This is a genomic window from Actinoplanes sp. NPDC051859 (assembly GCF_044452725.1).
Lineage (GTDB): Bacteria > Actinomycetota > Actinomycetes > Mycobacteriales > Micromonosporaceae > Actinoplanes.
In genome coordinates, this window is record NZ_JBITBX010000006.1 from 43,133 (window position 1) to 57,555 (window position 14,423).

Consider the following 14,423-nt stretch of genomic DNA (forward strand, 5'->3'; position numbering starts at 1 on the left):
GCCGGTGTTTGGCGTGCCATGCCAGGATGCGGCAGGTGGACGACAACACCGAGACACCGGTGGCCCGGTCGCTGGGGGAACGGCTGCGGCTGGCCCGGGCGCGCGCCTTCGTCGGACGGAATGTGGAACTGGCGGCATTCGGTGCGGCGCTGCGCGGGGAACCAACAGCTGCTCCCGTGCTCTACGTGCATGGACCGGGTGGGATCGGGAAGTCGACGCTGGTCCGGCAGCTCTGCGACGAGGTACGCCACGCCGGCCGGCCACTGGTCGAGATCGACGGACGGTTCGTCGGCCGGTCGCCCGCCGAGTTCGAGCAGACCGCCCAGCCCGTCCCCGGCGGCAACCCGCTCGCGCTGTCCCTGGCCGCAGCGGTCGACTCGGCACCTCCGGGCGCCGCACTCACCTGGTCCTCGTCCGCCGAAACGCTGCGTACGCTGATCGCGGGTTTGATCGGTGAAGTGCCCTCGTCGACCCATCGGCGGGCGCTGGAGGTCGCCGCGCAGGCGCACACGACCACCGAGGAGCTGCTGCAGGCGGCTTTGCCGGACGAGGACGCGCAGCCGCTGTTCGCGTGGTTGCGCGGGTTGCCGTTCATGGAAACCACGCCGCGCGGTATCTATCCGCACGATGCCGCCCGCGAGGCCGTCGTGGCGGATCTGCGCTGGCGGGCACCGCAAGCGTTCACGGCGATGAAGCGGAAGCTGACCGCGGAATACCTGCGCCAGCTGCGAGAAGCGCCCGCGCAGCAGGTGGCCGGGCTCAGCGGCCAGATCTTCTACCTGTTCCGTGAGGTGCGGGCCATCGCGCGCAACCACGTCTGGGACCGGGACGCCGAGGTGTACGACGAGCCGTTGCGGCCCGAGGACATCGAGACCGTGGTGGCGATGGCGGACGAGATGGAAGGTCCCGAATCCGCCGCACTGGTCCGGTACTGGTTCGGCAAGCAGCCGGCGGCCTTCAGCGTGTTCCGGCTGATCGGCAGCGGCCGGACCGTGGCGTTCTCCGCCCGCATCGACCTGCCCTTCCCACCCGACGCCGAAGATGTCGCCACCGATCCGGTGGTCGCCGCGGCCTGGGAATTCAGTATGGACACGGCCCCGGTGCGGACGGGTGAGCACATCAGCATGACCCGGTTCTGCGTCTACCCCGAGGCGCACGAGGTGCTTTCACCGGTGATCAACCTGAACCAGTCGCGGGCGCATGCCGAGATTGCGCGCGCTGGCGGCTCGCGCGCGTACGGAATGCTGGTCTTTCACGACCACGAAGCGTGGGCGAAGCGACTGCAGGGCGTGCTGACCGATGCCGGGGTACGACCGCAGGTCGGCGACCGCACCTATGCGCTGTTCGTGAACGACTGGCGGCGGGTGCCGTTTGAGAGCTGGCTCGACCACATCATCAACGAGACCGACGTGCCAGCCCCGGCGGCGCCGTCCGGCACCCCGCGGCCGGCGTTCGACGACGCGGTCCGGGAGGCGTTGCAACACTGGCGCTCCCCGCGCTCCTTCGGCGTGGCCGCACTGCTGCGGACCCGACTCGTCGCTGACTCGGACGATGCCGTCGCGGACCTGCGCGCGTTGATCCAGCGGGCCGTCGACGACGTCGGTCAGCACCCGAAGACCGTCAAGGCACACGAGGCGTTGGTGTCCAGGTACTTCTCGGGGGCACCCACCCAGGAAGCCGCAGCCCGGCGCGCAGCAATGGCGTTCAGCACCTACCGGCGGCATCTCAAACAGGGCCTCGAGCAGGTGTGCGAAGCGTTGTGGGACGTCGAGCTGCACGGCTCGTGAGCAGAACTGAGCAGCGCTGGGCTGTCCTTGACGGCGCGATCGGACAGCGGTTCCCACCAGAGTCCGTGTTGCGCCGGTGATCGCCGGCGCGGCCGGCTGGAGGGCCTCACTCCGGTAGTCAGCAACCGGAGCGTCCCGTGGCTGAACCGCTGTTCATCACCGATCTGCTGCTCGCGGTCTGCGCCGCGATCGGCGCCTTCTCACTCGGCCGCCGCGCCGCCCGCGGCCGCACCCTGCGCTGGGCACTGGGCGGCACAGCCGTGCTCGTCGCTGCCCGGGTGGTCGTCGCGGGGCTGCTGTGGTCCGAGAGCTGGCACCTGGTCAGCGACCGGGTGATCGTCGCACTTCCTGTCGCCGCACTGCCGCTCGCCGCAACGATCGCGTTGGCGGCACGCGGCATGGGCACCCGGGTGGCCGGTCAGGTCGCCGCGGTCGGAGTGCTGATCTCCGCCTACCTGGCCTGGGTGCCCCAGGATCCGGCCGACCGGCCCATTGTGGTCGCGCTCAGCGTCTTCGTGCTCGGCGCGGCCGGCGCGGTCGCTGTGGCCCGGTCCCGCGCCACCAGCTCCCGGACGGCCCGCATGCCCTGGCTGGCGACCGTGACCACGGCCGCGCTGATCGCGGCAGTCGTCGGACTGTACGTGCAGAACCAGGCACCGGCCGCAGCCTCGGGCCACGAGCACCACGGCATTCCCGTCGCCGCCCTCACCGGGCCCCGACAAGCTAAACCTGACGTGAAGTTCACCATGACGGCGGCACACCACAAGATCCGACTTTCCTCGGGTACGGAGGTCGACGCACTCACCTTCAACGGCGTCTCGCCCGGCCCCGAGCTGCGCGTCCGGCAGGGACAGCTCGTCGAAGTCACACTGGTCAACACGGACGTGGCCGAAGGCGTCACCCTGCACTGGCACGGAGTTGACGTACCCAACGCCGAAGACGGCGTACCCGGCCTCACCCAGGACGCCGTCGCACCCGGCGGCCGGCACGTCTACCGGTTCGTCCCCAACCGGCCGGGCACCTTCTGGTACCACACCCACCGCGACTCGAAGCAGGCCGTCGCCCGCGGACTGTTCGGCGCGCTGCTGATCGACGCACCCGAACCGGCCGGCTACGAAGCCACACTCTTCGCCCACGACTGGCCCGGCGGCAAGCTCGCCTTCGGCACGGACGACACACAGTCCACCCAGACCGTCGCGCCCGGCAAAGCAGTCCGCCTGCGCCTCATCAACAGCTCCCAAGACCCGCAGCGCATCCAGATCGCCGGCACCGAACACCGGGTCACCGCGATCGACGGCAACGCCATCCACCAACCCGGCCCGCTGCCCAGCGGAGGAATGCTGCAGCTGTCCGCCGGCGGCCGCTACGACGTGACCTTCCCGATGCCCGCGACACCGGTGGCACTCACAATGGACGGCGTCACCCGGGTCCTGACGCCGGGCTCCGGAACCGTTCCCGAGGCCACCGGCGACGGACCGCTCTTCGACGCCACCAGCTACGGCACCCCGGACCGTACGCCGGCACCGCGCCCCGCCAACCGCACCTACGACCTCGTCATCGACAACGGCTTCGGATTCGCCAACGGCACCTTCGCCTGGGCCAACACCGTCAACGGCGCCTCCAGCCCGGCCATCCCGACACTCATGGTCGACCGCGGGGACACCGTACGGATGCGGTTCACCAACCGCGGCCTCATCGACCACCCCATGCACCTGCACGGACACCGCATCCGCGTGCTGTCTCGCAACGAATCACCGGTCACCGGCAGCCCCTGGTGGACCGACACCCTCAACGTGGCACCCGGCGAATCCTTCGAGATCACCTTCACGGCCGACAACCCCGGCATCTGGATGGACCACTGCCACAACTTCGAGCACGCCGCCGAAGGCATGCTCTGGCACCTCGCCTACACCGGAGTGTCCGGACCGTCGCACGGCTCGGAATAACACGAGCGGGCCGCTACAGCTCGAGGGAAGCAGAGATGCCCGCGCCGCCGGACTCAGTCCGGCGGCACGGCAGGTTTCGATCTCGAGTGGCGGTTCGGATCTCGTGAGTCATGCCGGCAGGCACGGTCAGATCAACGGAGCGGCTCGTTGCAGCTGGGTGGTCGCGCAGGACGGCGCTGAACAGCTAGCATTTGCCATCATCAATGTATGGGGTGGCGGCATGGTGGCGATCGGTCGGCGGAGTGTTCTGCGGCTCGGCGGCGCCATCACGGCGGGTGGGGTGCTGGCGCTGGTCGGTGCGCAGGCGGCCTCCGCGCAGCCGCCCGTCGTCATGAAGTTTCCCGGCCACTCGCCGACGGGCTTCGATCAGTGGGCGTACGTGCCGTTCGAGGTGCCCGCCGGCGTGAACCGGATTTCGGTGCGCCGGACGTACGAGCCGTTCGTGCTGGTGCCGGGCCTGCTGCAGAACGTCCTGGACATCGGGATCTTCGGCGTCGACGACGAGTTCCGCGGCTGGTCCGGCGGCGCCCGTGACTCCTTCACGGTGTCGGCGTCCGATGCCACGCCCGGCTACCTGCCTGGCCCGATAACGCCTGGCATCTGGCAGGTAGCGCTCGGCCCCATCGTCGTGGATCCGCGCGGCATGGACTGGGAGGTGGAGGTCACGCTGGAGTTCGGGGCGGATGGTCCGGCGTTCGTGCCGACTCTGGCCCCCGACTGGGCCGCCGGCCGCGGCCCGGCCTGGTATCGCGGCGACATGCACATGCACACGGTGCACTCGGACGGCCAGGGCAGCCCGGAGCAGACCGTCGCCGCGGCGCGGGCTCGGGGCTTGGACTTCTTCGTGTCGACCGAGCACAACACCAGGTCGGCGAATCAGATCTGGGGCGCGCACGCCGGCGAGGACCTGCTGATCATCGGCGGCGAGGAGGTCACCACCCGGCACGGGCACTGGCTCGCGCTCGGCTTGGCGGCTGATCATTGGGTGGACTGGCGCTACGCCCCTGGTGACGGTGAGTTCGTCCGGCATGCTGCGGCCGTGCATGCCGCGGGCGGCCTGGTCGTGCCGGCGCATCCGAGTTCGCCGGCGCGCGGGTCGACGTGGGAGTTCGGGGTCGAGCATGTCGACGCGCTTGAGGTGTGGAATGGGCCGTGGACGATCGACGACGTCAATTCCGTACGGCTGTGGGACGGGTTGTTGCGTGCCGGTCGCAGGCTGGCAGCGGTCGGTAACAGTGATGCGCATGGGCCGGATGCGGTCGGACAGCCGCAGACCGTGGTCTTCGCGGCGGAGCTGTCCCGGACGGCGATCTTGGCGGGACTGCGGGCGGGTCGCTCCTATGTTGCCGACTCGGCGCAGGCAACGCTCGAGCTCACCGCCTCGACCGGCGGGCGGGTGGCCGGGCCGGGGGAGTCGCTTCCGGTCGGTGCCGACCCCGTCGTGGTGCAGGCCGTCGTCGCCGGAGTGCCCGGCTCGGTGGTCTCTTTCCACACGGCGGAGGGCCAGGTCGCGGCCGGTTGGGTGCCCGCTTCGGGCAACAAGACCCTGGTTTGGCGTACGCACGGAGCCAGCGCCCGTTTTGTCCGAGTCGAGGTGCAGTGGCCGCGACCCACTGCGACGACGCTGACCACGATGGCGCTGCTCAGCAACCCGATCTGGCTGGACTGAACGGGAACCGACCCGCGGGGCACCCGGGATGCAACCTCCGGGGCCGGGCGCACCGGAATGCAACCGGCAAACGGCCTGGTGACTGGCCGAAACGTTCAGTCCCACGGCGCCAGGGCCGATCGCAACGGTACCCCCGTTGGAAAGGACCCCCCCGTGCCGAACCTGAAGACCTGTGCCGCAGCTGCCGCCGCCGTCGCCTCTGCCGCCGCACTCACCCTGTCCGCCACGCCCGCGCAGGCCGGCATCCTTGGTCTCGGCGAGGATGGTGTGCAGCTGGTCGTGCCGGTGCTGGCGCCGATGCTGCCCGGTCAGCAGGGCTGGATCAGCGGCCTGTGGACCACGGACGTCGACGCCTGCAACATCAAGGTGACAGCGTCGGCGCCGAACGGCGTGAAGTTCAGCTACCCCACGAACACCAGCACCTACACGTCGCTGTACGTGAACTCGGCGCTGGCCGCGCACAACGTCGACTTCGCCGCGCTGAACGTGACGGTGCCCCCGACGGTCACCAGCGCCGTGCCGGTCACCCTGAACGTGACCTACACGCCGATGGCGGGCAACCCGTTCCTGCCCAGCGACGACCTGAAGACCAAGCAGTTCACCTGCACCGGCACCCCGAAGACCAAGACCGTCAACGCCACGATCCCGGTCGCACCCCCGCTGGTGGACCTCGTGCAGAAGACCGGCAGCGTCACCGTTCCGAAAATCACCCCGACCTGGACCCGGCTCAGGTTCACCGGCCTGCGGCCCGACATGGGGAACTTCCGCGTCAAGCTCGACGCCCCCAGCGGCCTGACGGTGACGTACCCGGGTGACGGCACCTCCGCCGGCCTCAACAACGCCCCCACGCTGCCGGTCGGCGACGACGACTACGCCGCGGTGCGGCTGGACGCTGGCCGCCTCGGCATCGGCATTCACATCATCCCGGTCAGCGCCACCTGGACCGGTGGGTCGTACAACGGCCTGCTCACGCTCGTCGTCACCTGATTTCGCACACCACCACTTTCACCGAACAAACCTGGAGGACTGGTACCTGTGAACCGCCGCATCGCGCTGCCGCTGACCGTCGCCGCCCTGCTGCTGGGCGGCGGCGCCACCGCCGCCGTCATCGTCATGGGTGCCGACAAGCCCGCCACCGCGCAGACCACCCCCGTGGCTGCCACCGCCTCGGTCGCGAGCAGCGGCGCGCCGAGCATCATGCCCTCCGTGGCCGCGGAAGCCGGCCCGGAGGAGCGGTTCCTCGCGGCGACCGCGGCGCACCTGTGCGAGGTGCAGTCCACGGTGTACACCGACGCCAAGGAGTTGGCCGCCGCGTACGCGAAGAAGCCGACCTACTCCGGGGTCAGTGCGGCCGACGTCAAAACCCTGACGAAGAAGCTGAACTCGGACTCGGAGTTCTCCGCCCAGCTGACCCAGCTGATGGCGACGAGTTGCAAGCCGGCGGCGAAGTCGACGTCCTGAACCGCTGGGCCCGTTGCGCCGGGCTGAGATGATCTCCTGGATCCGCCGCTGAGTTTTCCATCACACGGCGGGCTACGGAGGATTTCCGGATGAGTCTGGTGCTGCGGCGCGCCCACGCCGCACGGAGTCTGCTGCTGGCAGCGGCCGCCGTCGCGCTGATCGCGACGACCCTGCTGACCAGCCTGGCCGCCTACAGCCGCGAAGTGGCGGCCGGCGGCGCTCGGGGGGTGGTCGCCGCGGCCGCCCCCGACGAACGGGCGGTGCTGGTCCGCGGTTCCGTCGGCAGCACGGCCGATGACCTGGTCAAACGCGATGCCGTTCTGCGGGCCCAGCGGCTCGCCGGGCGTCCGGTCGCCGTGTCCGCCGCCGGGTTCGCCAGCGGCAAGGAGCTGACCGGCCGGACCGGCCGGGCGACGCCCGACACCAGTGGCGCGGTCTACGGTGCGGTCGCGTTCCTCGAGGGTCTGGACCAGCACGCCGACCTCAGCGCCGGAGCATGGCCCAGGCCCGGCGCCGACGTCACCGAAACCGTCCTGCCGGAGAGCGCGGCAGCGGTCCTCCAGCTCAAAATCGGCGACCGGGTTCCCGTGTACGACCGGGTCAAGTCTCGCGCGACCGCCCTGCGGGTCGTCGGCATCTGGCGCCCGCGGGACCTGCGGGACCCGTACTGGGTGCTGACGCCCGAAGTGGCCTCGGGTGCGGCTCCGGGCACCGCGACGTACGGTCCGTTCGTCGTCGACCGTGCCGACTTCACCGGCAGGTTCTTCACCAATGCCTCCGCGGGCTGGTTGATCGAGCCCGAGCTGTCGAGCGCCGGACCCGCGGACATCGCCGAGTTGGCCGAGGACGCGCGTACGCTGACGACCGCTCTTCCGGCCGCTGCCGGCCTCGGCACTTCCGGCCTGGTCAACACTCGCCTCGGTGAGCTCGCCGACCGGCTGTTGCGCGCCGATTTGGTCGGGCGGTCTGCGCTGGTCACCCCGATGCTGCTGATCGGCATCGTGAGCGGGCTCGCCCTCATGCTCGTCGCGGCCCTGTTGGTCGATCACCGCCGCGGCGAGTCCGCGCTGCTGCGGGCCCGTGGCGCGGCCCGGATTCAGCTCGCGGGTCTCGCCACCCGCGAGGCGCTCCTGGTGGTCGCGCCCGCCGCCCTGCTGGCACCACCGCTCGCCGCAGCCGCGATCACGGTGGCGACGTCCACATTAGATCTACCGATCGCCGCGCCGGCCGGCATCTGGCCCGATGGCCTTTTCTGGCTGGTCGCGGCCGGGGCCGCCCTGGGGTGCGCCGTCGCCATCGTGCTGCCGTCCCTGCGCGGCGGCGGCACGTACGTTGCCGAGCTGGCGGGGCAGTCGCGGCCGCCGCGCCGTACGGTCGTGCAGCGGATCGGCCTGGATCTGGCCCTTGTCGGCCTCTCGGTGCTGGGCTGGTTCCAGCTCCGGCAGTACGCATCCCCGGTGGGCGCGGGGCACAACGGTGCCCTGGGCATCGACCCGTTCCTCGCCGCCACCCCGACCCTCGGTGTGCTGGCCGGGGCGACGCTGGCCCTGCGGTTGCTGTCGCCCACCGCCCGGTCCATCGAGCGCCGGCTCGACCGTGGTGCGCGGGTCGGCGGCATGCTCGGCATGTGGCAGGCGGGCCGCCGCCCGCATGCCGGCCCGGTCCTGTTGCTGGCCCTAGCGGTCGCGGCCGGCACGGTCGCCTGGGGTCTGGCGGGGACGTCGGCGCGGTCCGCCGCCGATCAGGCCGACCACTTCATCGGTGCCGACCTGCGCGTGCAGGAGACCGACGGCCTCGCGCCGCAGGGCCGCAAAGAGCAGCTCGCCGCCCTGCCCGGTGCCGGGACCGTGCTGCCGGTCTTGCGCTCGGAACTGCCCAAGGGTCCGCTGGGTGAGGAGGCGGAGCTGCTCGCGCTGGACACCGCCGCCGCACCGGGCATCTATCAAGTCCGACCCGACCTGGCCGGCGGCGACACCCGCGGTCCGCTCGCCGACCTGTCGAGCCGCCGCGCCCCAGAGAAGGGCGCTGCCGTCCCCGCGGGTGCCACCCGGCTGACCGGCAAGCTCGTCGCTAGTGCTCGGGATGACATCCGCACCGAGGCGGTGTTCACGGCCGCAGATGGTGATGTTCTCCGCGTCGATCTGGGCGGAGCCGGGCGGTTCGCTGTTGACCTGCCGCGGACCACCGGTCCGCTGCGGCTGTCCGGTTTTGCCGTGGTGTTGACGGCCGGGCGACCCGAGGCGTCGTGGGCCGTGTCCGGACTCAGCACCGATCGGGGTGCGCTTGCCCTCGACGGTCCTTCGTGGCGGGTGGTCGGCGCCGGGAGTGTGCGGACCGGCGCCGCGGTCAGCGGCGGAACCCTGACAGCGACGCTGAAAAAGATCATCGCTTTCGGTAGTCCGTTGTCGTTCCTGGTCGGGGTGTCCGACGTGACCCGTGTGCCGGTCTGGGCGACGCCGCAGGCAGCGTCGGTGTTGGCCCTCGCGAAAGACGCGCCGACGGTGCTGCGGATCGAGGGTGTGGACGTGCCGGTGGAGGTCGTGGGCACGATCGCCGCCGTGCCGGGCAGTGCCGACTCCGCTGCCCTGCTCGCCGATCTGCCGACCCTGAGCTCGGCGCTGCTGGGAGCGGGCGCTACGCCGCAGCCGCGGGAGTGGCTGGTCGCCTCCGGCGCGGACACCCATGCCAGGACCGCCGAGGCGGCCGCGGGGCTCGGCAACATCGACGTTCTCGACCGGCGGGAACTCGCGAGTTCCGCGAGCCGGGACGCGTACGGAGTGGGCGCCCGCACCACGCTCTTCATCGCCGCTCTGGGCGCGGTGCTGCTCGCCATCGTCGGCATCGTGGTCGACGTTCGTACCACTGCCCGGCGCCGGATCACCGAGCTGGCGGTGTTGCACACGCTCGGTGCGGGTTCCCGGCTGCTGGCCCGTTCGCTCATGGTGGAGCAGGCGTTCCTGGCGGGGGTCGGCGTTTTGGCCGGCCTGGTCGTCGGCATGGGGGTGGCGGCGACGACGGTGCCGCTACTGATCCTCACTCCCGCGGGGGGACGGCCGGTGCCGTCCCCTGTGCTGGAGCTCGGATGGTGGCAATCGGGCGCCGTCGCAGTGCTGTTGCTGGCACTCGCAGTCGGCCTGAGTGCGGCTGCAGGGTCAGCGTTGCCCCGCCGGCTCGCCGTGGCGCAGCTGCGGATCGGGGCTGACCGATGAGCGCCTTGATCCGCCGCTTCCGGGCGTACGCGGGACATCTGGGTCTGCTCGCCGCTCTCGGTCTGCTCGCCGGGTTGATATTCACCGGGTTGCCCCGGGCGGCCGACGAGCTGACCGATCAAGGGTTGGGCGAGGAGATCGCCGCTCTGCCCTTCCAGGTGCGGGATCTGAGCTATCGGCCGTCGAGCGATGTCGAGTACGCCATCCCACCGCCGTCGATCATCACCAGCGAGTTGGACGGCGCCCAGGGGCGCTTGCCGGCTCCGCTGCGCGAGCTGGTCGACGAGCGTTGGTTCATCGCGAAGGCGGGTCCGGAGGGTCTCGAGTGGACCGGCCCGGCACCGTTCGACGGCGGCTGCCGGCCCAAGGCGCAGGTCCGCTACCAGTCCGGATATGAGGAGCAGCTGCGGCTGGTGTCCGGCCGGATGCCCGGTGCCGCTGACGGGATGGAAGTTGTCGTCGAAGCCGGCGCCGCCGCGGAGACGAAGCTCCGGGCCGGGTCCCGGCTGATGCTCAACGCCGAGGTGTCGGTCACCGTGGTGGGGATTGTCGAGCGGACCAATCCGTCCGCGCGTTTCTGGGACGGCGTTCCGGCTGGTGCGGCGCCGTGCCCGAACCCGGACGAGGGTCTGACCAGCCAATTCACGATGTTCACCGACGCCAGGAGAGCGTGGGAGTCTGCTCTCGTCCCGGAGTGGCGGTTCGCCTTCGACACCGAGCGGCTGACCGCCGCAGACCTCCCCGCGCTGACTGCGGCCGCAGTCCAGGCGCGGAGGTCCCCTTCGCAGGGAATGGTAGCCAACACCGGACTCGACACCGCGCTGGCAAAGTTCGCCGAACGGCTGCGCGGGATGCAGGCACTGCTGGCCGTGGTGCAGGCCGGGCTGGTCGCCACGATGGTGGGCCTGCTCGTGCTCGTGGCCCGGTTGCTGACCGACCGGCGCCGCGACGAGTTCGCCTTGCTGCGGGCCCGCGGTGCGTCGTCCATACGGATCGCCATGCGGATGCTTGGCGAGACGATCTTGGTCGTGCCGGTAGCCGTGGCCGGCGGGTGGGCGCTGGCCCGCCTGGTGCCCGGCCGCTCGGATCTGGCTGACCTAGTGCTTGTGCTGCTCGTGGGCGCCGCGGCCCTGTTCGCCGCGCCGCTGCTCGCGGCGTTCACCCGGGGCGACGCCCGCGGGCGGCAAGACCTGGCCCGGTTCCGCCCGTCGGCGCGGCGGCTGACCGCCGAGGGCTTCGTCGTCGCGCTCGCCGTGCTCGGCGTGGTCCTGGCCCGGCGCCGGGGACTCGGGACCGGCGGGGTCGACTTCTACCTCGTGTCCGTTCCGGTGCTGCTCGCGGTGAGTGCAGCGCTGGTAGCCGTACGGCTGCTGCCCTGGCCGTTGCAGCAGTTCAGCCGGATCGCTGCCCGGGCCCGCGGTGCCGTACCTTTCCTCGGCCTGTCCCGGGCCGGACGCGGAGCCCCGGTCAACGTCGGGCCGCTGGCGATCCTGGTCGTCGCGGTCGCGACCGGCGTCTTCACCGCCGCGATCGCCGGCACGGTCGGCGCGGCCCGGGATCGGGCCACCGACCTGGCGATCGCCGCGGATGTCCAGCTCAGCGGCGGGGTCTTCGATCCGGCCACCGGTGCCAGGCTCGCCGCGGTGCCCGGTGTCGAAGCGGTTGCCCCGGCCTTGTTGCTGCAGGGCAGCCAGGTGACCGGTAAGTCAGCGAGCCCCGTCCAGGTGCAGTTGTTGGTGGTGCCCGGCGTCGACGCGGCGAAGGTCATGCGGTCGGAGTTGCCCGCGGTCCTGGTCGAGGCCCGCCCCGGTGGTCCGGCGCCCGCGGTGGTGTCGCCGAGGATCGCGGCTGCGATCGGTGCCGGCGGAAAGATCGATGTCCAGGGCCGTTCCTACGAGTTCCGGGTCGCCGAGGTCCGCGACTCCGTGCCGGGCTTGGCCGCCGACTCGGAGCTGTTCGTGGTGTTGCCCTGGCAGGCGTTGCCCGCGCCGGACTTCCAGCCGATCCGGCCGAACCGTTACTTCATCGCCGGCGCCGATGTGTCCGAGCCTGCGCTGCTGGCGGCGGGGAACGAGGGCCAGCGCAGTTACCTGCAACGGGTGTTGCAACGGCCGGTCCCCAACGAACGGCTCCCCGAGCCGACGACCGTCGTCACCTGGGAGGCGCATCGGGCGGCGCTGGGTACGGGCGGCGTCAACGGAGTCCTCGCCTTCTTCTACACAGCCGGGTCGGCCGGGGCGGCGCTGCTCGCCCTGCTGGCGGTCGTCCTGACAGTGCTGGCGGACGCACCCGGCCGCGGCCGTACGCTGTCGCGGCTGCGCACGATGGGCATGTCCCTGCGGCAGGGGCGCAGCCTGCTGATCTATGAACTGGTGCCGCTCGTCGCCGTGGCGATCCTGGCCGGCGGGCTGGTGGGCATCGCCCTGCCGGCTCTGCTCGGTGCGGTGTTGGAGCTGGATAGTTTCACCGCGGGAGTGGACACCCGGATCGTCGTCGATCCGTGGCTGCCGGTCGCCGCGCTGGGCTTGGTCGCGGCCGCGCTGGCCGTCGCGATGCTGGTGGAAAGCTTGGCCAACCGCCGGATGCGCCTCGGCGAGGTGCTCCGCCTCGGAGAGGAGAACTGATGGCGGGACCTGATCTCGCGGAGTTGCAGCGCCGGGCGGCGGAACGGGCGGCGGCCCGCGCGGGCGGCCACGACCGGCTGGCCGGGCACATCGTCTGCGACGGCCTGGTGCGCATCTTCAAGACCGAGGGCGTCGAGGTGTTCGCGCTGCAGGGTCTGGACCTGAGCATCGACCGTGGCGAACTGGTGGCGATCGTCGGCGCGTCCGGCTCGGGCAAGTCCACGATGCTGAACATCCTCTCCGGCCTGGACGTCCCGACCGCGGGCCTGGCCCGGGTGGCGGGCTACGACCTGCTGACCCTGAACGCGAAGCGGCGCCTGCAGTACCGGCGCAAGGTGGTCGGCTTCGTGTGGCAGCAGACCGGGCGCAACCTGCTGCCGTACCTGACGGCGCGGGAGAACGTCGAGATGCCGATGCGGCTGGCCGGCAAGGCGCATCGTAAGCGCGCGCTGGAGTTGTTGGAGATGGTCGGTGTCGCGCACTGCGCCGACCGGCGGCCGGGGGAGATGAGCGGCGGCGAGCAGCAGCGCACGGCGGTGGCGGTCGCGGTGGCGAACAATCCCGAGGTGCTGTTTGCCGACGAGCCGACCGGCGAGTTGGACGAGGCCACGGCGGCGGACGTGTTCGGCGCGCTGCGGTCCATCAACGCGGAGCTCGGCGTGACGATCGTCGTGGTCACCCACGACCACGCGGTGGCAAACCAGGTTCGTCGGACGGTCGCGATCCGGGACGGCCGGACCGCTTCGGAGGTACGCCGCAGCGCCCGTACCGGGGTGGACGGCGTGGAGGAGATCGTGTCGGAGGAGTACGCGGTGCTGGACAGATCGGGCCGCATGCAGTTGCCGGCCGCTTTCGTGGACGCGCTGACCCTGAAGGACCGGGTTCGCCTCAACCTGGAGACCGATCGCGTGGAAGTGCGGCCCGGCCATGAGTGACATGTTGCTGAAGGTGTACGGCCTGGGCCGCGACTACGGCAAGGGCGACCGAGTTGTGCACGCAGTCCGCGACGTGTCGTTCGAGGCGGGCCGGGGCGAGCTGGTGGCGGTCCGCGGCCGGTCGGGCGCGGGCAAGACGACACTGCTGAACATGATCGGTGGCCTGGATCGGCCAACCCGGGGCACGGTCGAGGTGGACGGCCACGATGTCACGGCGGCCGGCGAGGATGAGCTGCTGGCGTTGCGGCGCACCACGATCGGTTTCGTGTTCCAGTCGTTCGGGCTGATCCCAATCCTGTCCGCGGCGGAGAACGTGAGCGTGCCGCTGCGGTTGGCGAAGCAGGATCCGGCCGCTCGGGCCGAGCGGGTGGCGTTGCTGCTGGAGCTGGTGGGACTGGGCGGGCAGGCGCAGCAGCGGCCGTACGAGTTGTCGGGTGGGCAGCAGCAGCGGGTGGCGGTGGCCCGGGCGCTGGCGAACGATCCGCCGTTGCTGATCGCGGACGAGCCGACGGGCCAGCTGGACTCGGAGACGGGTAGGTCCATCATGGACCTGCTGCGGGCGCTGGTCGACGAGCGCGGCATGACCGCACTGGTGGCGACGCACGATCCATCGCTGATCGACCGGGCCGATCGGGTCCTGACGCTACGGGATGGCCGGCTGGCCGAATAGCCAAAGCCGAAAAGTGCTCATTCCCCGGAAATGCACCCCCGGCGGCGGGGAGTATGCAGAGGTCAACCTAAGTTTGATCTTGCGGGGGCCGGTTCATGGGTGGATTCCGTACGCGCGTCGCC

The 14,423-nt window shown here is 71.1% G+C and carries 9 protein-coding genes; all 9 read left to right on the plus strand.

What is annotated here, in order from left to right; genetic code table 11:
• The first annotated feature begins 35 nt into the window (after positions 1–35).
• The 9 genes from ACIA1L_RS16985 to ACIA1L_RS17025 all read left to right on the plus strand — a co-directional run bounded on the left by ACIA1L_RS16985 (position 36) and on the right by ACIA1L_RS17025 (position 14,301).
• Complete coding sequence (locus ACIA1L_RS16985) at positions 36–1,787, plus strand: ATP-binding protein (protein ID WP_396073656.1); 1,752 nt, start codon at positions 36–38, stop codon at positions 1,785–1,787.
• Between the two features lie 137 nt (positions 1,788–1,924).
• Positions 1,925–3,733 (plus strand): multicopper oxidase family protein, encoded by a 1,809-nt coding sequence (locus ACIA1L_RS16990; protein ID WP_396073657.1) that lies wholly within the window; start codon positions 1,925–1,927, stop codon positions 3,731–3,733.
• Positions 3,734–3,953: 220 nt separating this feature from the next.
• A complete protein-coding gene (locus ACIA1L_RS16995; protein WP_396073658.1) occupies positions 3,954–5,402 on the plus strand; it encodes a CehA/McbA family metallohydrolase in 1,449 nt (482 codons plus the stop codon).
• 153 nt (positions 5,403–5,555) lie between these two features.
• Positions 5,556–6,389 carry a hypothetical protein gene (locus tag ACIA1L_RS17000; RefSeq protein ID WP_396073659.1) on the plus strand — a complete coding sequence of 278 codons (834 nt, stop codon included), beginning with the start codon at positions 5,556–5,558 and terminating at the stop codon, positions 6,387–6,389.
• A 48-nt stretch (positions 6,390–6,437) separates the two neighbouring features.
• On the plus strand, positions 6,438–6,863 hold the full coding sequence (locus ACIA1L_RS17005) for a hypothetical protein (protein WP_396073660.1): 426 nt from the start codon (positions 6,438–6,440) through the stop codon (positions 6,861–6,863).
• A gap of 89 nt (positions 6,864–6,952) precedes the next feature.
• Positions 6,953–10,072: an FtsX-like permease family protein gene (locus ACIA1L_RS17010; RefSeq protein ID WP_396073661.1), complete on the plus strand. Its 3,120-nt coding sequence runs from the start codon at positions 6,953–6,955 to the stop codon at positions 10,070–10,072.
• Positions 10,069–12,696, plus strand: coding sequence for an FtsX-like permease family protein (locus ACIA1L_RS17015; protein WP_396073662.1), 2,628 nt, complete (start codon positions 10,069–10,071; stop codon positions 12,694–12,696). The genes ACIA1L_RS17010 and ACIA1L_RS17015 overlap by 4 nt, the downstream gene beginning before the upstream one ends.
• The gene (locus ACIA1L_RS17020) at positions 12,696–13,631 is read left to right on the plus strand and encodes an ABC transporter ATP-binding protein (protein WP_396073663.1); all 936 of its coding nucleotides are present in this window, start codon (positions 12,696–12,698) and stop codon (positions 13,629–13,631) included. Before ACIA1L_RS17015 ends, ACIA1L_RS17020 begins: the two co-directional genes overlap by 1 nt.
• Entirely contained in the window at positions 13,624–14,301 is a 678-nt protein-coding gene (locus ACIA1L_RS17025) for an ABC transporter ATP-binding protein (protein WP_396073664.1), read from the plus strand. Before ACIA1L_RS17020 ends, ACIA1L_RS17025 begins: the two co-directional genes overlap by 8 nt.
• The last annotated feature ends 122 nt before the right edge of the window (positions 14,302–14,423 follow it).

Coding starts and splice junctions, on each gene's coding strand:
- ACIA1L_RS16995 (WP_396073658.1), top strand. CDS start 3,954: ATGGTGGCGATCGGTCGGCGGAGTGTTCTGCGGCTCGGCGGCGCCATC.
- ACIA1L_RS17010 (WP_396073661.1), top strand. CDS start 6,953: ATGAGTCTGGTGCTGCGGCGCGCCCACGCCGCACGGAGTCTGCTGCTG.
- ACIA1L_RS17015 (WP_396073662.1), top strand. CDS start 10,069: ATGAGCGCCTTGATCCGCCGCTTCCGGGCGTACGCGGGACATCTGGGT.
- ACIA1L_RS17020 (WP_396073663.1), top strand. CDS start 12,696: ATGGCGGGACCTGATCTCGCGGAGTTGCAGCGCCGGGCGGCGGAACGG.
- ACIA1L_RS17025 (WP_396073664.1), top strand. CDS start 13,624: ATGAGTGACATGTTGCTGAAGGTGTACGGCCTGGGCCGCGACTACGGC.